We start from the raw sequence: 19,987 nt of genomic DNA on the forward strand, positions 1-19,987 counted from the left end.
GAAGAAGCGCAGCGCCGAGACCGAACCGTTGATGCCCGGCGGCCGCATGCCAGCCTGGGTCTGGTGCAGCTGGAAACGCCGCAGGTCCTCAGCCGTCGCGGTATCAGGCGAGCGCCCGATGAAGGCTGCAAACGCCTTGACGCAACGGATATAGTCACGGCGCGTATCCTCGGTGAAGCCGCGCATGCACATGTCTTCGATCATGCGCTCGCGAAGCGCGCTGCCGGATGGATGCGAAGGGACGGTCATCGGATGCTCCTCTCAAGCAGAAGGGACCCGATCCGGACAATTGTAATGGGCACTGCGAAGGTCAGCTTCGGTGAAAAAGGCGACACCGGATCGCGACGGACCGTCGCTTTCACTCGAGCCCGATCCACACAAAGCCATCCTGCTTTCGGCAGGGATAAACGATCAGCTTTGCGCGGTTTTTCGAAATGTCACCCGCGAATTCATAGCCCGGCGCAGTACCATCCTGCTGCAACTTGGCCCACTCCCTGATTTCGCCAGTAAGCAGGTCGAAACAACTCTGATGCCAGCGGCAGACCAAGCCAAGATCTGCGGTGATCGTGCTCTCCGTGTGTGGGAGCTTCAGCACTTCGACGTGAGCGGAACTTCGGCGTTCGTAGAGCGGCAGATGAAGATGCGGGCAGGCATTGTTGAAGGCGCAATAGCTGTCGGATCCGCGAACGACGACGATATCGTAGTTCTCAAAATCGAGAATCCGGCGTTCGTAAGGCTGAAGCTCGTCTTCGGCAAAAGCGCGAATCCACCTCTTACCGCCGTAACGAATGGTTTCGCGAGGCCGTTTGGCATTCAGCTCGGCGTCAATTTCGGGCTTCAGCCTGACGATTTCGAACAGGCTCGTGCGCTCGACGGTACCGCGAAGGCGTACTCTGACGAAGTCGGCGATTTCCACCTTGTCGGCGATCTGGTCACGGAGGGCCTCGGATATCAACAGTCGCGTACCGGCATCCTTGTTGGCCGCCTCGACTCGGCTGGCCAGATTCACCACGTCGCCGATTGCCGTGAGACGTTCGTGTCCGGCAAAACCCAATGTGCCGATGACGGCTTCGCCATAGTTGAGGCCGATCCGAATATCGAAATCGATGCCATACATCGAGGCAAAGAACGGCTTCAGACGATCGACTGTGGCGAGGGTCTGAAGCGCGGCGTTCACGGCGCGGAGCGGAGCGTCGGGTTGGCCTTCGATACCGAATATTGCCATGAGTCCATCGCCGATGAGTTTGTCGATGAAACCACCATTCTGCTCGATGATGTCGCCGACCTGGGCGAAGTAGCGATTGAGCAGATACATCACGTCGTAGGGCGAAAGCTGCTCAGACAGCGCCGTGAAATCGACAATGTCGCTGAAGAAGACCGCAACATGCTTTGCTTCGCCGCAACGCGTCGCGGCAGAACCGCCAATCTGGCTGGTGATCATCATGTCGATTTCGTCCAGCACCAGGCGTCGGACGCGAAGCTCACCTTCCGGCCTGAGCTGACAGGCCAGCCGAACCTCATCCGCCAATCTCAACCGGTCCGCCATCGAAGTCTCATCAGAATTCCGGTCCGGGCAGGTCTTCAGGCCATCGAGCACCCAGACGCGGCATGTCGAGCATTTAGCCCGGCCGCCGCAGGCATGTGCGAACGGCACACCCGATCTGAGAGCCGCCTCGAGCAAGGTCTCATCGTCGGCCACGTCAAAATCGATCTGATCAGGTAGAGCGGTTACTTTGGTCATAATTCCGGAACAGGGGTCTGCGGGCGTTGGCCAGCTTGCCAGTGTAGCACCAATCGGCTCAGGCAATCGAATCATGCAATATTCGGGCGCCGACAAGCCGGGTGGTTTCGTTGCGAAGACCATGAGCCTAGCGCACTCTCTGTTGGCTGGCAGGAGGCGATGGAAGAATACTACGTGGTAGTGTGATCCGCGTCCGATTCTCTGAATGACCGCGGTCCGACGACATTCTCGGCTAAGTCTAGCCCCCCATCGCTCTTGCGGGGAACGACCGCTCTGCATCGGCAGTGATCGTCCGCTCGGCGGAATACGAATGTCTATGGAGGGTTACCGATGCCGGCCCTCTCCGTACTGGCCGAAGTCACTCCGCATTCGCGCCCTGTAACTGGCCGCCGCCTATCTTAATCAGATCCGCTTGCGCAAAGCGGCCTCACGCGAGGGAATAAACGATGGGCGCTTGCAGGATGCGGACGCGGTCAGCGCAAAGACGTGATGTCTGTCCGCAGCGGGGCGCAAAGCGGTCCGACAGCCTTGGGGCCGGAAGCGGAATGGCGAATGGCGGCTTTCCGGCTTCAGACGTTCAACCTGCCGGGTCGGGGTCGTGAGCCCAAACGGTCATTTGTGGGTGGCGACCCATTTCTAGTGGGTTTGATCTGGAGCAAGTCGCTTCATACCCGCGCGCGCTACCTTTTCGTCTGAGTTTGCCTCAGTGGAGGAGTCCAATCTGGACGGAGCCTGCCATGAAGTCTCTGCGCGTCGTTGTTCGCCACTATGGCGGACCGGAAGTTCTGGAGATCGTGGAGGAAGACGCGCCCCATCCGGCGTCAGGTGAGCTGCGGGTGCGAATAATCGCCGCCGGCGTCTCCTTCGCAGAGCTTTTGATGCGGGAGGGAATTCATCCGGAAAAGACGACCCTGCCATTCACGCCAGGATGGGACATTGTAGGCCTCGTGGACGAGGCCGGAGAGGGCGCGTCCCATGCGATGGTTGGTAAAATGGTTGCGGCGCTGCCCATTCACGGTGGCTACGCCCAGTTCATCTGTCTGCCGGAAGATGAACTCACTCCGGTTCCAACTGGTGTTGATCCCGCCGAGGCAGTTAGCCTCGTGCTGAACTACGTTACGGCCTATCAGATGATGCATCGCCTTGGGCATGCCTCAGCGGGACAACGGGTCCTTGTGCATGGCGCGGCCGGCGGAGTGGGCACGGCTCTCCTGCAACTTGGCCGCCTGGCAGGTCTGGAGATGTATGGAACTGCATCTCTTGCAGCTCATCAGATCGTATCCGATCTTGGGGCCACGCCGATCGACTACGAGCGCGCCGACTTCGTCAAAGAGATCCATCGCCTGACAAACGACGGCGTGGATGTCGTCTTCGACGGGGTCGGCGAAGCCAATGTCTGGCGTTCGTTTCGGACTCTGAGGCCTGGTGGCTGCGTCATAGCCTATGGCTTCACTTCATTTCTGCAGAAGGGCCAACTGGCAGGCGGCTTGCGCTATCGTCTACGGGGAATATTGCGACCTGCGTGGTACGCGGTCCGCGCGTTTATTTCACCAGGCCGACGACGCATACTCCCCTACAGCATACAATATCTGAAACGGTGGAAGCCCGCTTGGTTCCGCGAGGATCTTGGCGCCTTGCTCGAGCTGCTTCGCGACGGGAAGGTCAAGCCGATGGTGGCCATGCGGATGCCTTTGACCGAGGCTCGTCGCGCCCAGGAGCTGCTCGGTCAGGGAGGCGTCAAAGGCAAGCTCGTGCTAATCTGCAATTCGCTGGCCTCCTGGCAAGGGTTCCCGTGCTAGAGCAGAGCCTTTGAAACGTGAAAGACCGCCTCCCACGTTGGCCTTGATCGTTTCAACGACTGCTTCCAGGCGCAAAGCCGCAGTTCCGTATGTTGATTGCTCATTTCTCCAGCTCAAGTCCCGCCGCCGAGTTATGGGCAAACCTCCGCAGCGTTGACTGACAGCTGCTCGGCGAATGGTAGGCATCATGCCTTACAACCGCCGCGCAGCCTTTTCGGCCTGGTCATTCAGCCTCTCAAGCTGTGATCGGCAGATCTTTTCGATACGATCGATCAAGTCCGCAACGCGCTCGGAAAGCCAGCTGAGGGCCTCCTGGGTGATCTCGAAGTGCCGCGAATAGCGCGCCTTCACATAGGCCTCGTTGATTATGTTAAACCAGGCCACGAACCGCTGCTGGTCGCGAGGCCAGACTTCTGCCAGTTGCTGAGCCTGATCCTCGGCGAGGCCGCGAAGAAATTTGATGTTGTGAGAGGCCGGGCTGTAGTTCGTCAAAACGAGTAGCAACGCTCCATATGCTTGCTCGATGGATTGATGGAGTAGAAAGGCCGCCTCCTTGAAATCTCTCTCTCGTTGATAGAATACAGCACCTTTTGCAAATTTCTTGGCGTGGGGCAACCGGTCCTCGAAATAGTCCGAGGCCAGTCGAATGGCATCGGCTGGTCTTGTCGGAATCGGATTTGCTAGTGGCTCATCATCGAGCTCGTAGAGCACAATACCGTCGCGGCGAATGTCGACGAAAAAATACTGGCCCTCCTTGAGCGCTGTGTTCACCTCCCGGCGCGAGTGAACTATAAAGCTGACCGGGGTGTTCACCTCGCGCATCAGGCGATCTGCCGCCGTCCGCCAATAGGCTGAGAAATCCGTCAGTTTGCGGTTGTTGACCACAACCAGCAGATCGAAATCTGATCGATATCCCTTCCTGGTATGCGGCTCGTCGACCCAGCCGCCGCGGGCGTAAGATCCGAAAAGAATGACCTTGAGAATTCGCCCGCGCTTCTTGAAATCCGCTGTTGCGCCCTTCAGCGCGTCCTCGAATTCTTCGATCAGCACTTCCACGGCCCGCGCGAGCTCGCGCTGCTTCAGCGGCGGCAGATGGTCGATGCTGGATTTCATAAGCAAGGGTCGGTCGTCCATCCGGCATGCATAACCGAGACAAAGCCTCGAATCCACAGACTGCCGCATTCGGCGGGGCCAATCAACATATTTGTTGCAACAAAAAGTAGCAAACCTTCTGGACACATCCAGCAAAAAGTGTGAAGATTTTGCGCATAACACGACGATGAGGGAGGTTTTTGCGCAACGTGCCCGAGTCCTAGCCATATTTTTGACGCAACAAATGGCGGATTAAGCATGACCATTCAGTCGGGAGCGGCATCCTGCATGAAGCCTTCGGTCCTTTTCTGGTCGCAGAGTCCCGACCTGTATCTTCTGTTCAGTCACATCCTCGCCACCGAGGGCTTCAAGTCTGTGCTGGCAAGTGATGAGAATCTGGAGGAGCTGGCGGCGCAGCCATCGGTGGCGGCGATCCTTCTCGACACCGAAAACAATGTCGAGCGCGCGCTGGAACTTTGCTTCCGGATCAAGGCCAACCCGGCAACGAGACATGTCCGCCTGCTGACCCTGATGCCGGGTGGGAACGAACAGCACCATCTGGATCTGCTGAGGGCAGGAGTGGATGAAACCTTCGTGCGACCGACATCGCCGGGCAAGATCTTGGCATACCTGCACTCGGTCGTTTCGGGAGGTATGGTCCCTAAGGCTCGGGGAGAAACGGGCATTTTCGATGTGTGGGAATTCAGCCTCGAGACGGGCAGGCGTCTAGTAAGGCACGGCTCTAAGGAGGTTCAACTCAGCCCCACTGAGTTCAGACTTCTGAGCCTCCTGCTCCAGGCGCCAGGCCGCGTCTTCACCAGGACCGAACTTATCAGCGCTGCGTGGCCACCCAACTACATCGTCCAGCCCCGAACGGTCGATGTTCACGTCGGACGCTTGCGCCGGCTGCTCGAGCAAATGACTGGCCGCCCCATTATCCGCACTGTGCGATCGAGCGGATATGCGGTGGAGTTCGATTAAACGAAGCTTTGCGTATCTTCACCGCCGCACGAAGTTGCAACGATCGGTCGGTCGGAATTTATGAGGAAATTGTCTTTGCCTTCGTTGAGGTAGGCGCGCGGCAATTTCACGCTTCGGACTGTCTTTCGACAGTTCGGAGCTTAATTTATGAAAGATCATATTCCCGGTTATTCTGCTGGGCGGACGCGTGCAGCCTTCCGAAACACGGCTAGTCTCATCGAGGCGGCCGACACGCATTTCGAAGCAGCTCACTACCAGGGTGTCATGGCGCTCTATGTCCGTCCTTCCGAGGGCCGGACAGTCATCCTGAACTACGACGGTCGCCAAATCGTCGACTTTGTTCGCTGCTCCTATCTCGGCCTGGACAATCATCCCGCCATTGTCGCCGGCGCGGTGGATGCTGTACGAAGCTCAGGCACGCTGCATTGGTCATGTGCTCGTACCCGCTTGAATTTCGCCAGCCTGGGCGAATTGGAAGCATCGCTCTCCGATCTGTTCAACGCAAAGGTGATCACCTACACCACTGTGCTCGCCGCCAACATGAGTGCTCTTCCGTTGATTGCCTCTGGGCACCTCACACCGGTGGGTACAAACCGGTCATGGCCTTCGATCGGCTTGCTCATGCGACACTCGCTTACCACAAGGGCACCATCGCCAGCGAGACACGGGTCGAGACGTTGGCGCACAATGATCTCGCTGGTCTCGAGCGGCTCTGCCGCAAGAACGAGGCGGTCGCCTACATCTGCGATGGAGTCTATTCCATGGGTGGCAGCGCTCCAATCAACGAACTGCGCCGCCTTCAGGAAAAATACGGCTTGTTTCTCTACATTGACGATGCCCATGGCATTTCGTTGTTTGGCGACAAGGGGCAAGGCTTTGCCAGGTCGCAGATGGACGAGCTGGGCAGCCGGACCATAATCGCTGCGTCACTTGGCAAGGGCTTCGGCGCGTCAGGCGGCATGTTGATGCTCGGGACCGTCCATCAGGAGAACCTGTTTCGCAGATTTGCGGTGGCTCATGCGTTTTCCGCGTCGATCAACACGGCTTCAATCGGAGCAGCACTTGCCTCAGCGAGACTGCACCGCACGGATGAGCTCGGTCGGCTTCAGGCAACCCTCCAGAAGCGGATTGCCCTCTTCGACGCGCTCATGCCTACCGCGCAAAGCGGAAAGCCGCTTCCGATCCGCACGATTCACCTCGGCGAGGAATTGATGGCGGTCGCGGCGGCCAGGGTCCTCCTTCAAAAAGGCTTCTATGCGTCGGCTATCTTTTTTCCGACCGTAGCCCGTGGGCAGGCGGGCTTGCGCGTCTGTCTGACCGCGGGCCATTCCGAGGGGCAGATCCGGTCGCTTTGCTCTGAAATCGACATGGTCCGGGATGATATCCGCAAAGCCCATCAGCCGTGACGCGTACGGCAATGCGCTGAGGCTGTTGTCGTATGTCTTTGCGGCTATGGAATATGGCAGCTTGAGGCAGGCGGCCAGAGAGCTGAGAGTGCGTGAATCCAGTGTCAGTCGCAACGTCGTTAAGCTCGAACAGCTTTTGGAGATGCAGCTGTTCGAGCGCGACGTTCGCGGTGTTCGTTTGACCGAGGCAGGTCGAGCCTGGACCGACGTCGTTCGGACCCATTACGAAGGTTTGCAGGAAGCTTTCCGTGACACCGCCCGCGACAATAGGGACGCAAAGATTCTCAGGATTGGTCTTTGCGCAGTGGCCCGAGGAGAATTCCTGAAGCGCCTTGTCGAGCGCTTCCGCAAATCCTGTCCCGATGTCAGTTTGGCCATTGAGGACATTTCGCGCGAACAATGCCTGTCGGCAGTGCGCCGTCGGCGCCTCGACGTCGTCTTTGCGCCAGGGTTCGGCACGGTCACGTCGTGCCGCGGCGAGATGTTGTGGCAAGAGCGAGTCTTCGTTCTTCTGCCAGCTGGTCACCCGCTCACCGAAAAGCGGGCTGTCACATGGGCAGACCTTGCGGGCATGCAACTGCTCATGCCAGTCGGAACGAGCGGACCGCTGCTGGATTTCCATCTGCTGGAGGGTGTCGTTGCTGACGGGTGCTGCCCAACTGTCAAGCTATGCCAAGCTGGCCAAGCGACGGTCATCTTCAATGTACAGCTAGGCCAAGGCGTTACGTTGGCAGGGGAGAGCTTCGCTCAAACAGTCGCCATTGATGCAACGGCGTGGAGGCCTCTTGATGGCCAAAACAGTCTCTGTTCGGTCGGAGCCTTTTGGCTTGAAACGAATCCGAAGCGTGCCGTTTTGCGGCTGATCGGCCTTGCCAGAAAGTTGGCGAATACGATTCCGCCTCCAGAACACTCGCAAAGCACACGCTTTCGTTAGGCCATTCCAGCAAGCGCGTACAGATTTCCGTCCGGAATTGTGTAAGACAACTACCCTTTGGGCGGCGGCGGCGTTTCCGTCAATGGCTGAAGGAGCGGAAACGCAGTCACTGCGACCCAACAAGAACGGTTGCGTGTAGCCGGATGCCATCGCCGCATCGCTTTGCGCGGCTCGCTGCTCGAAGGAAGCACTCCAGGCGAGGCGCTTCGAACCGAACAGCCGGGAGGCGAGCGCCGGGTGGACCACGCCCATTTCTGGATACCAAAGAAAATTGAGAAATCTTTTCGCGAAGCAGACGTTGCCTGTTCCCAGATCCTAGCAACGCGTCTCGCACGCGACGCCGTCGCCATCCCGGTCCAGCTTCTAGCCCCAAGAGCAGTTGTGCAAATACCATTGCGCCTCGTCGCACGAGCTGATTTGCGAGCAGTACCGCCGCGGCTCGCATGAATAGCCGCTTTGCAGGCCATCCACGAACAGGCTTTCCAAGCCGTTCGCCGCGCCGGACGAACTTTTCTTCGCCATCAACGAGGGCTGCGGCATCGTCCATTCGGACGGTGGATGCTACCACCCCTGGCGGCGCGCCCAGTCGTCGACGTCGCGGCGTACACGATCCTTCTCGATGCCGTAACGTTCCTGGATCTTCCCTTCGAGTTGGTCGCGCTTGCCGGCGATGCGGTCGAGGTCATCGTCGGTGAGCTTGCCCCACTGTTCCTTGACCTTGCCCTTAACCTGTTTCCAGTTTCCTTCGACGCGATTCCAATCCATGGTGCGGAACTCCTTTGTTTGCATAATGCGCTAACGGCGGCGCTGCACGGAGGTTCCGGCTTTTGATTGAACTCCATGACGTCACTGATGTTCCTCTCGCACCATGGCGCGCAGTTCCCCGCACTCATGCGAAAGCGCGCTGCCGGACCGGCAATCCAGAGCCCGATCCAGCCGCCCCGGTCGTCTCCCAGCCGGGGCGGCTTTGTCGGGCTTCTTCGTTGCAAATTGCCGCCCAGGACTTGGCCAGCCCATGCATGTCGGATGCCGACCGCGAAGGCATCCGCCAGGAGGAAGTCGAGGCCAGAGGAAAACCAATCTGTGTGGCTGCTCAAGCCTCTGTTCGATCCATGCCGGCGCGTGGTCGCTTGGCTTGAACCAATCGCGCACGTCGACGTCGACGCCGGCGTCTGGCAGCCTGTCACCGAGCGAAGGACTTAGGAGGAGGTGATCCATGCGAAGGCCAGAGCTGCGGTCGTAATTCCCACGATAGGAAAAATTCCAATAGGTGTCGACGCCCTTTGTAGGATGAATCTTCCGGACTGCATCGAGCCACCCGCCTTGAGGCATTTTCGCACAGGCCGCCCTGGATTCCGGGAAATACACGGCATCACCGAGCCAGGGTTGCGGAACGACCGCATCGAGAGGTGTCGGCACAACATTATAGTCGCCGCAGAGCACCGTTGGCTTGGCCTCTTCAAGCAGGTGCTTCCCATAGCTGATCAGGCGATCGAACCAACGCAGCTTGTAATCGAATTTCGGGCCGGGAGCTGGATTGCCATTAGGAAGGTAGAGGCAACCGACAATTATGCCGCCGACCTCCGCTTCGATATATCGACTGTGCGTGTCGTCAGGGTCGCCGGGTAAGCCGCGTCGACGCTCGATAGGTTCCTGTCCGCGGGCGAGGATAGCGACGCCATTGTATGACTTTTGGCCGTGCCAGATGGCGGTGTAGCCTGCCGTCTTGAGCGCATCGGCTGGAAACTTCTCGTCGGAGGTTTTCAGTTCTTGCAGACAGACAACGTCATAGTCCGTCATTTCAAGCCATTTCAGCAGCACCGGGAGCCTGCCATTCACGCCGTTGACATTGAAAGTGGCGATGCGAGTCATTCCAGCTGATCGCTTTCGAATTTGGCCGCCTCGTCAATCTTTCGCCAATCGTTTCCATGGCGGTGGACCAGCGCGCGCGCCTGGGCTTTCGACAGGTTTTGCTTCTCCATGACGTCTTTCACCTGGGTGTCCTCTCCACGGGATGCTGCTGGCTGGAAGCGCGGCGAGGTGATGCGGTCGCTCCGTCGGGCTCATCGCTGCGAGCAATGATATTCGCAAAAGGCAAGCGCTTGGCTTGAGATCGAATTGGCGATTGCCAGAGCAATAGTCGTGCCGGGAAGGCGATCTAGTTCAGCTACGCCGACTTTCGGCGCGCCTTCTCCTTCGACTGCTCTTTGATCCCTTCCTTCTCCAGGCTCTTGCGCAACACCGAGGCGAGGTTCACGACGTTCTCCTTGGGCTGCGGCGCGGGCTTCGGCGGCTTCTTGCCTTTGCGCTTGGCGTCGATCATGGCGATCAACGCGTCCTCATAGGTATCTTCGAATTTTGAGGGGTCGAACTTGGTCACTTTCTTGTCGATCAGCAGACCGGCAATCTCAAGTAGATCCTTGTCATATTTCGGATTCTTCAAATCGTCGAAAACGCTGCCCTCCGATATCATCTCGTTATGAGTGCGCAGTTCGGTCAGGAGCATGCCCTTGCCAAAGGGTTGGATCACGACCTCCCGGCCGCGCTGGTAGAGTACGACACAGGACCTGGCCGCGACGCGTTTCCTGGCCATGGCCTCGCGAAGAACGGAGAACGCTTCAACCGCTGCGCCATCGGCCGGAATGACATAGTAGGGCTTTTCGAGGTAGCGAGTATCGATGTCGTCGATCGCTACGAACTCGCCAACCTCGAGGGTATGCTGCGAAGTCAGCTTCACTTTTTTGATCTCGTCGGGCTCGATCTCGATGAAATCGCCCTTGTCCGCTTCATAGCCTTTTATCTGGTCTTCCGCCGCGACGACATCGCCAGTTTCCTCGTCGACATAGGCGCTTTTGACGGGCAGGCCGTCCTTACGGTTGAGAATCTTGAAATGAATCTTGGAGGCCTCACTTGTGGCGCCGACAAGCTTCACGCCACAGGAGACCGACCCTACCTTCAGAAAGCCCTTCCAAACCGCGCGCGGTGCCGCCATCGCTATGACCTTGCCATTCGATCAATAGGAACACCTACGGCTAGCGCGTGGTTCCATGAGGGTTGTGAGATGCCGACCCGACGCCTGCCGCTGGGCCGCTGCTAAAAAGCCCGTCGCCTATTGGGAGCGCTGGCGACGGGCTTTGTGTGTGCTCGGTTGGTTTTAAGCAGCTGCATCCGCAAAAGGAATCGACTACTTCCAAGGTGTAATGCGATGTTTGCGTCACGATCCGTAGCGCTACGCGCCGTCGCGACCGACGATTGCCGCCAGGATCGCCTCGTAGGCACTCCCGACTTCCTCCTCGATTTCCTGCTCGGAAACGCCCGCGAGCTTGGCATCGGAAAACAGCTTGTCGGTCAGTTCAGATACGGAAATGATATCTGCCCCGACGCTGCCGCGGATCACGTTGTCGGTGATCCACTGCCCGAAGAATTCCGCGCCGCGCTTGCTCATCGCTCTATTACCCAGTGTGCCGAAGATGCGCGAGCCCGCCACCGTGAGGGACGATGGCGAGCTCTCGGGCTGTGCGGCCCGAAGCAGCGCGCTCACTGGCGAGGGTGCGCCACCGGAAAATTAAGACAGCATGCAGCCTTAGGTTCCATCTTGGCGTTTCGCCCACGCGGCATTTCGCCAATCGGAATAATCCCGGCGGAATGATCGTTTATGCGGCAGGCAATGCCTGGGTGAAGGCATGAGTTCCAAAAATCATATCATTGAAGCCGCCAGACAGGCTGCGGCTTGCTCTGGCCTAACCTCGAAAGGCACCAGAGATGACAACGGCTGTTTCGACCCCTTTCACAAGACGATGTGTCGTCGCAGGGCTGGCGGTGGCCGCCGCATCGACGGCTGTGTTGCGCGCCGATAACGCGCGCGCGCAGACCAAGCAGACGACGCCTGAGAAAAGTCTGTATGAGCGGCTGGGGGGCGTATTCGCCATCGCGGCGGTGATTGACTACTTCAGCGACGCCGTCGTGAAGAACCCCATCGTCGGCCAGAAGTCCAAAAACCCGCAACTGCGGAAATGGCACACCACGAATCTTGAACGGCTGCCCGGCCTCAAGTTCATGCGCACGCTTTGGGTCTGCGACGTTTCCGGTGGCCCCTTCAAGTTCGTGGCCACCAAGCCCGGCGCGACGCCGCTCGGCCTCGAGGAGGCCCACCGCGACTTGCGCATCTCTCCGGCGGAATTCGATGAGGTTGCAGCGGAACTCGGGCGGACCCTGGACCACTTCAAGGTCCCGAAGGCTGAGAAGACGGAGGTGCTGGCAGCCTTCGCCGCGCACAAGGACGAGGTTACCGCCGGCTACGTCAAAAAGGGCTGAAGCCGTCGGTAGCCAGGTGAAGGATGGCGTGAGAACCGATTATTGGCTCGGATGCTCTTCCCGGGAATCCTGCAATGAAGCGTGCGCAAGTCTTCCTCGCCGCGGACGTGCTTTACGCGTCCGATCAGGCCCGGCCGGCGCCGTCCCTGTGGCCTGAACACATTGCTACAGCCGCTCGCTCTCGGGGCCGCATACATAGCTATGCAATTGGGATCGGTCGCGTGACTTGGCCTTGGGAACCTTACTTTGCGTGAGCCGTTCTGGTCCCCTCGGAAGGGACTCACTCAATGGCAGAAAATGATAACCGGGCTAGTTAGTCTGCACGCTATAGTTCATCGCCTACAGGTCGAGACTGGTATTAGCAAGTCTCAGGCGCTCGAACTGATATTCCTTCTTCGCCTGAATTGGACCTCGCTCATGCGCGAGGCGAAGGTGATCAAGAGCAGCCGATAGCGCAGCTTATAGCCGTACGACAACGCAAGCCCGACCGCAGGCCGGCAACCAACCCTCATTTTGCCAACTATAAGAAAAGCCCGCCGCCAAGTGGCACGGGCTTTCGAGCTCCATTGGGTCGCGGCTACGTCCCTGAGAAATCGACCGCTTGCAGCCTCAATATCGCGGCTTTGGCGATGACGGTGATCTGGAACGGTGCCGAAATCCTGAAGCGCCTACCGCGCGCCATGCCGAAACCCACATCTTCATCTGGTTCCACATCGCCATGAAGATCCAGCCCATGCAGCAGATCGCCGATCACATCGTGCGATCCCGGCCTGCCCCTCACCATCGACAGGGACATCAGGGCCGTGATGTGGCGTCTGTGGCACGGTCGGGTCGATTGCGCGATCCGCGACCTGGAACAACTCCTGGCGAGACTGCCGCAGCCACTGGCGGGCGGTGAGTTCTCGATCGCGCGGCTTCGCAGCCTCGGAGCGCAGCTCTTGACCTATGTCCGTTCGAACCGCGGCGCGATCATCAACTACGGAAGCGTACCGAGCCGGACTCCGCGTTGCCACGACCCTCGCCGAGTCGGCGGTGAATCCACTTCGGCAAGCGGATGATCAAGAAACAGCAAATGCGATGGTCGCTCCATGGCGCCCCACATATGCAGGTTCGCTTCTGACGCGGCATCCAGGACGTCCTGTTCCGCTCGATGAGTCAGGCGTTGTGAGTGCATTTCACGAGATGATAGTTTTGGCGAAAAGAAATCCCGAGAAGATCAATCATCGGCGCCGGAAATATTGGAGCCGTTCGGACGCGAAGGCTTGTAGCCAGCGGCCATGAGGTCCAGCTCGCCAATTCGAAGCGGCCAGATACCGTCCGCAATCTTGCCCGCGATGTCGCAGCTATGGCTATCTCCAAGAAGGAGGCCGTGGAGGGCGTTGAGACGATAACTCTTGCATCCCGTTCGGCAAGTATCCCGGCCGCTCCGGGTTCACGCCGTCCGCCGCCACGTAGACCTTCACCGTGGGATGGCTGCAGCCCAGCTGCCGCGCGATAGGCAGACCGCGCGCTTAGTTGTCCTGCGGATCGAAGGAATGACCAGCGATTGCTGACGGTCTTTTTGGGCCAAGCAGGCGCCGTCTTCGCGGACGACCCCAACAATCGGCCAATCGATATGGCCGCTCATGACACGAAACGTCTCAAGGCGAGCGGGAACCGAGGCCAACCTGGGGTCGATGTTCACGCTTCGTGCTTCGAAAGTCGCATAAAAAGCGGAGCCGGAATCGCGAAATTAACCCACTCGCTAACCAGAGGTATCACGACCGAGAATCGTGAGCTCCGCGGGCCGCGCTTTGCTGGACGCGGTCTGCGGAGTCAACCAGGCATCACAAAGCAGGTTCGAGGTCGACATCATGCAACTCAGTCACCTGCGCAACGGCCAGGGAGGTGCTTGGGGCGGTCAGCACCCAGCCTACAAAGCCGGGCTCTCTCTTGAGGACGGCAGCGCCGCCAATTGCTTGGGCAGTGACGCGTTCAAGGACGATCGTACCGAACCCTTTACGTTCGCTGTCGTAGTTTGTGCTCATTGCTGGCACATACTTCTCTTCCCAATTCAGTTCGAATTCCTTCTGGCCTGAGATTTTAGGATTAACCCGCCACGTTACCGACACTTGGCCAAGTCCGTTCGAAAGGGCGCCGTATTTGGCCGAATTGGTGGCGAGCTCGTGCAGAGCAATGCCGATGTATTGCACCGCGTTGGGCTGTAAAGTAAGCACCGGACCCGACAAGGAGATTTGGTCCTCGTGGCCGAATGGCTTAAGATGTTCCTGGATCAGGTCGAACAGCGTGGCGCCTGACCAATCCGAAATAACCAGAAGGTCGTGAGAGCGCGCCAGCGCCGCTATCCTATCGCGGATATTTCTCTCGAACTCTCTCGGGTCGTTCGCCCATTTTGCCGTCTCCCGTACCATTGAGGTGATTACCGCGAACTGATTCTTCACGCGATGGTTGACCTCGCGCATCAGCAGCTTGATGCGATGTTCGCTCTCCTTGGCAGGTGTTATGTCCCGCGCGATTTTGGATGCTCCGATTATCCGGCCGGTGTCGTCCCGGATGGGTGAGATCACGAGAGAAACATTGATGAGGCTGCCGTCCTTGCGCCGCCGAACTGTCTCAAAACTGTCTACCCGCCCGCCGGCTCGAATGCGGGCGATAATGTAGTCTTCTTCGTCCCGATGTTCAGGAGGGATGAGCATCGTAATATGCTTGCCTACCGCCTCGTCTGCGGAATAACCGAACAGCCGCTCAGCTGCAACATTCCAGGACTGGATGAAGCCGTCTAGATCTTTACTGATGATGGCGTCGAAGGAAGACTCTACGATCGCCGAGAGGCGCTGCCTTGCTCGTTCATTCCGCTTGTGTTCGCTAAGGTCAAAGAGCATGTTCACTGAGCCAGTCAGGTTGCCCTCGGCGTCGCGAAGAGGAGTCGGGAGCGTCAAAAACGGGACAAATGTCCCGTCTGGACGTTGAGCTACGCCTTCGACATTGCGTATTAGGCCGTTTTCCTTCAGAGCCATGACCATAGGATAGTCGGCATGCGGCAGCTCATTGCCTTCGGTGGTAAAGAGGCGAAGTGTGACACCCCCTTCGTCGCTGCCAACTTGCGGTTCACGGCCAGCGAGCTGGGCTGCTGCTTTGTTGTAGTAGGTTATCTTTCCACCTGGGTCAGTCGTGTAAATGGCAACAGGAAGGCTCTCCAGTATTTGCCTAAACGGATCCTCGTCCCGCGTTATCTCATCTCGCGACTTTTTGAGTTCGGTGACATTCACAGTGAAACAGCGAATGTATAGCAGCTTGCCGTTCTCGTATTTGCCGTTGGATGTAAGCTCTACGTTCTTGATGCCGCCATCCCTCGTTCTCATCTTCACCGGGCAGCGATTAACTGTCGCGCCGCGACGGAGCTGCTCCAGAATTTCGTCGCTTTCCGCCCGATTCGCGTAGAATTCGGCCACGTGTCGGCCGATGTAGTCCTCGGCAGGATAGCCGAGCAGCTCCAGCGCTGCCTTGTTGGCATAGAGCACGGTACCGTCGGCTGCGATGACGTGCAGCGCAAGGGTTCCGTTTTCGAAAAAGTCCTGGAAATCGAATTTTGATTGCAACCCGCTATCATATCCTGGCGATGCGCTTTGCAAGCCGGCAAATTTGCTCTTCATCTTGTCCGGTGTCCAACCATGAGAGCCGCAACGCCCGGTGTGCGCATTGGTTCCACGAACATTAAAGCATCAGGACCGGACGAAAGATGCAGGCTGCCAGCACGCCGCAATCCCGCCGGCACCACGATTTGATGGGCGATCAACGCCGAGCTGCAGGGACGAGGAAGTGGCGACGATTTCCGATGGAACCGTCGATGGAGCAAACGAAACGGCGACATCGGAGCGGCAAACTGGGTGCAAGTGATCTATCTGCCACCAACTGCCAAAGCACGAGCCGCGTGAAATGGGGCGTGTAAAATCTCTCAGAGACCGATGATGCGGCCGCCGCGGGCGAGCGTGCGGCTGATCTCGACCAGTTGCCGGTCGGCCATGCCGAGTGCCGATACGGGCGTGTCGGTCTCTAGATGCGGCGCGAGATCGTCGAGGATGGCGCGCGCCTCACGGCGAAAGCCGGCACGCGGAACGAGCTTCAACCCGCGTGTCCGGCCGAGGAAGATGTTCTGGGCGACGTCGAGCTGCGCCACCAGGCTGAGCTCCTGGCTGACGAGGCCGATGCCCATGGCCAGTGCATCGCGCGGCCCGTCGATGCGCACCGTGCCGAGCGGATCGAGCGCGATGCGGCCTTCATCCGGCTGCACGATGCCGAACATCACCTTCATCAGCGTCGACTTGCCGGCGCCGTTCTCGCCAAGAAGGGCGTGAACCTCGCCGCCGCGCAAATCGAGATCGACGCTTTTCAGCGCCTGGACACCGGCAAAACGCTTGGCGATGCTGGTCATCCGAAGTGCGGGAGGACGGCTTTCGCCGTCCTCTGCTTGGGGGATTACACTAAGCACCTGCGGTGCCTCAGTTTGTGTTGGGATCGGGGAAATCCTTGACGTTGTCCTTGGTGATAACGGCCTGGGGCGACAGGATCCAACGCGGAATGGCCTGGCAGCCGAGAAGCCGCAGCGCCATCTGCACCCCGAGCTGGCCCTCTTCGAAGGGGAACTCAGCCACCGTCGCGCGCATCTCGCCGGCGCCGACCGACTTCTTGGCCTCCCGGATACCGTCGGTGCCGACGACTGCGACCTTTTCCAGGCTGCTGCCGCTGGTGACGGCTTCGACGACGCCGAGCGCCATGCCGTCATTGTTGGCGTAGATACCGGCGAGGTCCGGTGTCTGGCGAAGGATGTTCGATGTCGCGTTCAACGCGGTCAGTCGGTCCCAGTTGCCGGGCTGGCTCGCGACGAGTTCCAGGTTGGAATATTTCTTGAGCTCTTCCTTGAAGCCCTGGATGCGCAGGCGCGCATTGGGCGAGCCGGCGGCGGCCTCGATCTGGGCGACCTTGCCGCCATCCGCATAGGTCTGGTGCAGGAAGGCAGCCGCCTTGGCGCCGCTGGCGCCCTCGCTGCGCGCGTCGTCGATGATGATGGTGGGGATGTTGGCCGCGCGCGCCGCTTCGATCACGGGCGCCAGGTTGGAATCGGACTGCGGCGACAACAGCAGCGCGTCCGGCTTCTGCGACAGCACGGTCTGCGCCAGGTTGAGCTGCTCGATCATCGAGCTTTCGTCCTTGGCGGCCTGCACGTCGACACTGATCTTGTACTTCGCCGCCTCGGCCTTGGCACCGGCTGCGACGTCCTGCCAGAACTCGTTGATCAGCGTCTTGGTCATATAGGCAAAATGCAGTTCCTTCTTGGGCACCGGAACGACACCGAACTCCTTCTCGAGCGCGGTCGATTCGATCTTGGCCATCTTGGCCGTCGGATAGGCCGGACAGCTGTCCTCGGCGAAAGCCGGGACTATGCTGAAAAGGGCGAGCGCCGTCGAGGCGGCAAGCAGGCCGCTTGTCCGTAACGTCATCGAAATTCCTCCCATTGCGTGCCGGATCAGTTCCGGAGCTTCCTCTTCCCTGCAGACCCGAGCGCCGGGGCCAGATCCTCACGTCCTCAAGCGTCCTGACTGTTCACGACTTCACCGTGTTGCAGCAAGTTGAAAACTAGATCATTCGATCTGTTAGATTCAAATTAGAAGGCCTATCCAATTTTTTAGCCGGGCTAAAAGAAAAATGATATGGCAGGGGCCGGCCAGAACGGGTGGGGCATGCAGATACCGGTCAAGGCGATTTGGGTTTTCCATGCCGCCGCTCGCGCGGGCAGCATCTCGCGCGCCGCCGAGGAGTTCGGCGTGACGCCCTCGTCAGTCACCCAGCAGATCCAGGCGCTAGAGGTGCAACTCGGGGTGAGCCTGCTGACCAAGATGGGCCGCCGCGTGGTGAATCCGATTAAGCCCGCGTATGACTATTGCCGTGCCGATTGGTCCGGCATCCGGTCGCGCTCGGCGCGCAGCCAGTCGAGGAAAAGCCGCACCTTCTTTTGCCTCAAATGGTCGCGGGGACATACGATCCACTGCGTGACGATACGCACGCAAGGAGGATTGGCGACGGGGCAGACGAGCCGACCGTCGCGCAACTCGCGCTCCATCATCATGCTGCTTTCGAGCGCGATCCCCATCCCGTCAAGGGCCGCATCGATAGCCATGTGAGAGCGGTCGAACAGGATACGGCGCCATCGGTGCGGCGGTTGCATGCCTGCGATTTCACCGAGTGGATCAGTCGGAACCGCGTCAGGTCCTCGGCGCCACCATCAGCGACGAGATCGAGCGAGAAGACTGCCCGCGACGGCCAGGGCCGGCGCGCAGGCCGGCACGAAGGTTTCCTCGGCCAGCCCTTCGACGAAAAGGCCGGGCCAGCGACCATCGCCATGGCGTATTTCCAGATCGACAAGCTCGCGATTGAAATCGGTCGGCTCATTGGTTCCGTCGAGGCGGATTTCCAATTCCGGGTTTTGGTCGAGAAAAGAGGCAAGGCGCGGGAGCAGCCATTTGTTGGACAACGTCGGCGTTGCCCGCACCGTCAGCATCGTCACCGACCTGTAGCCGCGGATCGTGCTTGTGGCCTCGGATATGCTGCCTGCGAGCTTGAACCAGGCCGGCCATTGCGCCGCAGCGTCCAGCCTGTCCACTTGATAACTTTACGATATTCTGTATTTGTGTGAAAAATCCGAAGGCTGAAGGTTTTCATATGCTGTCCCGTTTCGCCACCCGATTGAACTCGTTCGCGTCCGCGCCGCATCTGCGATGGCCGGACCTTTCCGGCAAACCGAGCATGATGCAGATGGCGGAGCGCGCCGCGACCGTCAGCGGCCTTACCGATGTGGACCTGAATTTTCCCGACCATGTGTCCGGCGAGCCTAAAGACATTGCCCGGCGCATCGGCGACTTTGGGCTGTCCATCAACGGCCTTGCCATGCGCTATTACACCAATCCGGCATTCAAGCGCGGTGCTTTCACCAATCCGGACGAGGCCGTGAGGCGCGAGGCCATCGATATGACCAAGCGCGGCATCGACGCGGCGCGCGCCATGGGCGCCGACCTGATGACGATTTGGCTCGGCCAGGATGGCTTCGACTACAACTTCCAGCTGGACTACACGCAGGTCTGGGACTGGGAGGTCGCCGGAATACGCGAAGTGGCCGAGCATGATCCGGGCTGCCGCATCAGCATCGAGTACAAGCCCGACGAGCCGCGCGCGCAGTCGCTGTTGCGGGACGCGGCGACGACGCTGCTTGCCATCGCCGAAGCGGGGTCGCCCAATCTCGGCGTCACCATAGATTTCGCGCATGCGCTCTACGCGGGCGAGCAGCCGGCCCTCGTTGCCCATCTGATCCACCGCCGCAGCCGGCTGTTGGGCGTTCATCTCAACGACGGCTACGCCAAGCGCGACGACGGGCTGATGGTCGGCGCGGTGCATATCCGCTCGACCCTTGAACTGCTCCACCAGATCCGCCGCGACGGTTTCGACGGCGCGCTCTACTTCGACACCTTTCCCGATACAAGCGGGCTCGATCCGGTCGCCGAATGCGAGGCCAACATCGCGACCGTGCAGCGCCTGCTGGCGATTTCCGAGCAACTGGCGGGCGACAACGGCCTTGCCGACGCGCTCTCCCGTCAGGATGCCGTAGCCAGCCAGAGGATCGTCAACAGGGCCTTGATCGGCGCGTGACCGGCGCTCATCAATGCCGCAG

Annotated in this window: 17 protein-coding genes and 5 pseudogenes; 8 read left to right on the forward strand and 14 right to left on the reverse strand. The window is 59.4% G+C overall.

Features of this window, described 5'->3' with window-relative positions; all coding sequences use genetic code 11:
• Both AU465_RS00085 and AU465_RS00090 read right to left on the reverse strand, forming a co-directional pair.
• Nucleotides 1-249 (reverse strand): phage integrase N-terminal SAM-like domain-containing protein (locus tag AU465_RS00085; protein ID WP_192242647.1); only part of this gene is annotated, 249 nt, incomplete at its 3' end.
• A gap of 109 nt (nucleotides 250-358) precedes the next feature.
• Entirely contained in the window at nucleotides 359-1,741 is a 1,383-nt protein-coding gene (locus tag AU465_RS00090; RefSeq protein ID WP_192242650.1) for an adenylate/guanylate cyclase domain-containing protein, read from the reverse strand.
• A gap of 737 nt (nucleotides 1,742-2,478) precedes the next feature.
• On the opposite strand from AU465_RS00090, the gene AU465_RS00095 reads away from it, so the two are divergent.
• Complete coding sequence (locus AU465_RS00095; protein ID WP_192242653.1) at nucleotides 2,479-3,540, forward strand: medium chain dehydrogenase/reductase family protein; 1,062 nt, start codon at nucleotides 2,479-2,481, stop codon at nucleotides 3,538-3,540.
• A gap of 192 nt (nucleotides 3,541-3,732) precedes the next feature.
• Here AU465_RS00095 and AU465_RS00100 read toward each other — a convergent pair whose 3' ends face one another.
• Nucleotides 3,733-4,653, reverse strand: coding sequence for a nucleotidyltransferase and HEPN domain-containing protein (locus tag AU465_RS00100; RefSeq protein ID WP_192242656.1), 921 nt, complete (start codon nucleotides 4,651-4,653; stop codon nucleotides 3,733-3,735).
• A gap of 237 nt (nucleotides 4,654-4,890) precedes the next feature.
• Here AU465_RS00100 and AU465_RS00105 point away from each other — a divergent pair, with 237 nt between their 5' ends.
• The 3 genes and pseudogenes from AU465_RS00105 (at nucleotide 4,891) to AU465_RS00115 (ending at nucleotide 7,953) form a co-directional block, all read left to right on the forward strand.
• Nucleotides 4,891-5,613 carry a winged helix-turn-helix domain-containing protein gene (locus tag AU465_RS00105; RefSeq protein ID WP_192242659.1) on the forward strand — a complete coding sequence of 241 codons (723 nt, stop codon included), beginning with the start codon at nucleotides 4,891-4,893 and terminating at the stop codon, nucleotides 5,611-5,613.
• Between the two features lie 147 nt (nucleotides 5,614-5,760).
• Nucleotides 5,761-7,019, forward strand: a pseudogene (locus tag AU465_RS00110) (8-amino-7-oxononanoate synthase family protein).
• A complete protein-coding gene (locus AU465_RS00115) occupies nucleotides 6,991-7,953 on the forward strand; it encodes a LysR family transcriptional regulator (RefSeq protein WP_192242665.1) in 963 nt (320 codons plus the stop codon). The pseudogene AU465_RS00110 and the gene AU465_RS00115 overlap by 29 nt, the downstream one beginning before the upstream one ends.
• Nucleotides 7,954-8,268: 315 nt before the next feature.
• On the opposite strand, the pseudogene AU465_RS37605 reads toward AU465_RS00115, so the two are convergent.
• The 6 genes and pseudogenes from AU465_RS37605 to AU465_RS00140 form a co-directional block, all read right to left on the reverse strand.
• A pseudogene (locus AU465_RS37605) lies at nucleotides 8,269-8,316 on the reverse strand (excalibur calcium-binding domain-containing protein); the annotation flags it as partial.
• Nucleotides 8,317-8,514: 198 nt separating this feature from the next.
• On the reverse strand, nucleotides 8,515-8,718 hold the full coding sequence (locus AU465_RS00125) for a CsbD family protein (RefSeq protein WP_192242669.1): 204 nt from the start codon (nucleotides 8,716-8,718) through the stop codon (nucleotides 8,515-8,517).
• A gap of 339 nt (nucleotides 8,719-9,057) precedes the next feature.
• A pseudogene (gene xth / locus AU465_RS00130) lies at nucleotides 9,058-9,825 on the reverse strand (exodeoxyribonuclease III); the annotation flags it as partial.
• Nucleotides 9,822-9,947, reverse strand: coding sequence for a hypothetical protein (locus AU465_RS37020; protein ID WP_281396644.1), 126 nt, complete (start codon nucleotides 9,945-9,947; stop codon nucleotides 9,822-9,824). The pseudogene xth and the gene AU465_RS37020, both read right to left, overlap by 4 nt.
• 173 nt (nucleotides 9,948-10,120) lie before the next feature.
• A complete protein-coding gene (gene ku / locus AU465_RS00135; protein WP_192242675.1) occupies nucleotides 10,121-10,945 on the reverse strand; it encodes a non-homologous end joining protein Ku in 825 nt (274 codons plus the stop codon).
• Between the two features lie 237 nt (nucleotides 10,946-11,182).
• A complete protein-coding gene (locus AU465_RS00140; protein ID WP_312891162.1) occupies nucleotides 11,183-11,494 on the reverse strand; it encodes a DUF768 domain-containing protein in 312 nt (103 codons plus the stop codon).
• A gap of 221 nt (nucleotides 11,495-11,715) precedes the next feature.
• Here AU465_RS00140 and AU465_RS00145 point away from each other — a divergent pair, with 221 nt between their 5' ends.
• Nucleotides 11,716-12,267: a group I truncated hemoglobin gene (locus AU465_RS00145; RefSeq protein WP_192242678.1), complete on the forward strand. Its 552-nt coding sequence runs from the start codon at nucleotides 11,716-11,718 to the stop codon at nucleotides 12,265-12,267.
• Between the two features lie 577 nt (nucleotides 12,268-12,844).
• Here the strand turns inward: AU465_RS00145 and AU465_RS00150 are convergent.
• Nucleotides 12,845-13,021 (reverse strand): hypothetical protein, encoded by a 177-nt coding sequence (locus AU465_RS00150; RefSeq protein WP_192242680.1) that lies wholly within the window; start codon nucleotides 13,019-13,021, stop codon nucleotides 12,845-12,847.
• Nucleotides 13,022-13,504: 483 nt separating this feature from the next.
• On the opposite strand from AU465_RS00150, the gene AU465_RS00155 reads away from it, so the two are divergent.
• Complete coding sequence (locus AU465_RS00155) at nucleotides 13,505-13,765, forward strand: NAD(P)-binding domain-containing protein (RefSeq protein ID WP_312891163.1); 261 nt, start codon at nucleotides 13,505-13,507, stop codon at nucleotides 13,763-13,765.
• Nucleotides 13,766-14,093: 328 nt separating this feature from the next.
• On the opposite strand, the gene AU465_RS00160 is transcribed toward AU465_RS00155, so the two are convergent.
• The 3 genes from AU465_RS00160 to AU465_RS00170 form a co-directional block, all read right to left on the reverse strand.
• Entirely contained in the window at nucleotides 14,094-15,920 is a 1,827-nt protein-coding gene (locus AU465_RS00160; protein WP_192242682.1) for a PAS domain S-box protein, read from the reverse strand.
• 302 nt (nucleotides 15,921-16,222) lie between these two features.
• Nucleotides 16,223-16,699 carry an ATP-binding cassette domain-containing protein gene (locus tag AU465_RS00165; RefSeq protein WP_192242684.1) on the reverse strand — a complete coding sequence of 159 codons (477 nt, stop codon included), beginning with the start codon at nucleotides 16,697-16,699 and terminating at the stop codon, nucleotides 16,223-16,225.
• Between the two features lie 67 nt (nucleotides 16,700-16,766).
• Nucleotides 16,767-17,765, reverse strand: a complete 999-nt coding sequence (locus AU465_RS00170; RefSeq protein WP_192242687.1) for a substrate-binding domain-containing protein — start codon at nucleotides 17,763-17,765, stop codon at nucleotides 16,767-16,769.
• Nucleotides 17,766-18,005: 240 nt separating this feature from the next.
• Between AU465_RS00170 and AU465_RS00175 the strand changes: the two are divergent.
• Nucleotides 18,006-18,176 (forward strand): annotated as a pseudogene (locus AU465_RS00175) (helix-turn-helix domain-containing protein); the annotation flags it as partial.
• 26 nt (nucleotides 18,177-18,202) lie between these two features.
• On the opposite strand, the pseudogene AU465_RS00180 reads toward AU465_RS00175, so the two are convergent.
• A pseudogene (locus tag AU465_RS00180) lies at nucleotides 18,203-18,823 on the reverse strand (LysR substrate-binding domain-containing protein).
• A gap of 161 nt (nucleotides 18,824-18,984) precedes the next feature.
• On the opposite strand from AU465_RS00180, the gene AU465_RS00185 reads away from it, so the two are divergent.
• A complete protein-coding gene (locus tag AU465_RS00185; protein ID WP_192242690.1) occupies nucleotides 18,985-19,965 on the forward strand; it encodes a sugar phosphate isomerase/epimerase family protein in 981 nt (326 codons plus the stop codon).
• The last annotated feature ends 22 nt before the right edge of the window (nucleotides 19,966-19,987 follow it).

The sequence above is a fragment of the Mesorhizobium silamurunense genome, assembly GCF_014843905.1.
GTDB lineage: Bacteria > Pseudomonadota > Alphaproteobacteria > Rhizobiales > Rhizobiaceae > Mesorhizobium > Mesorhizobium silamurunense.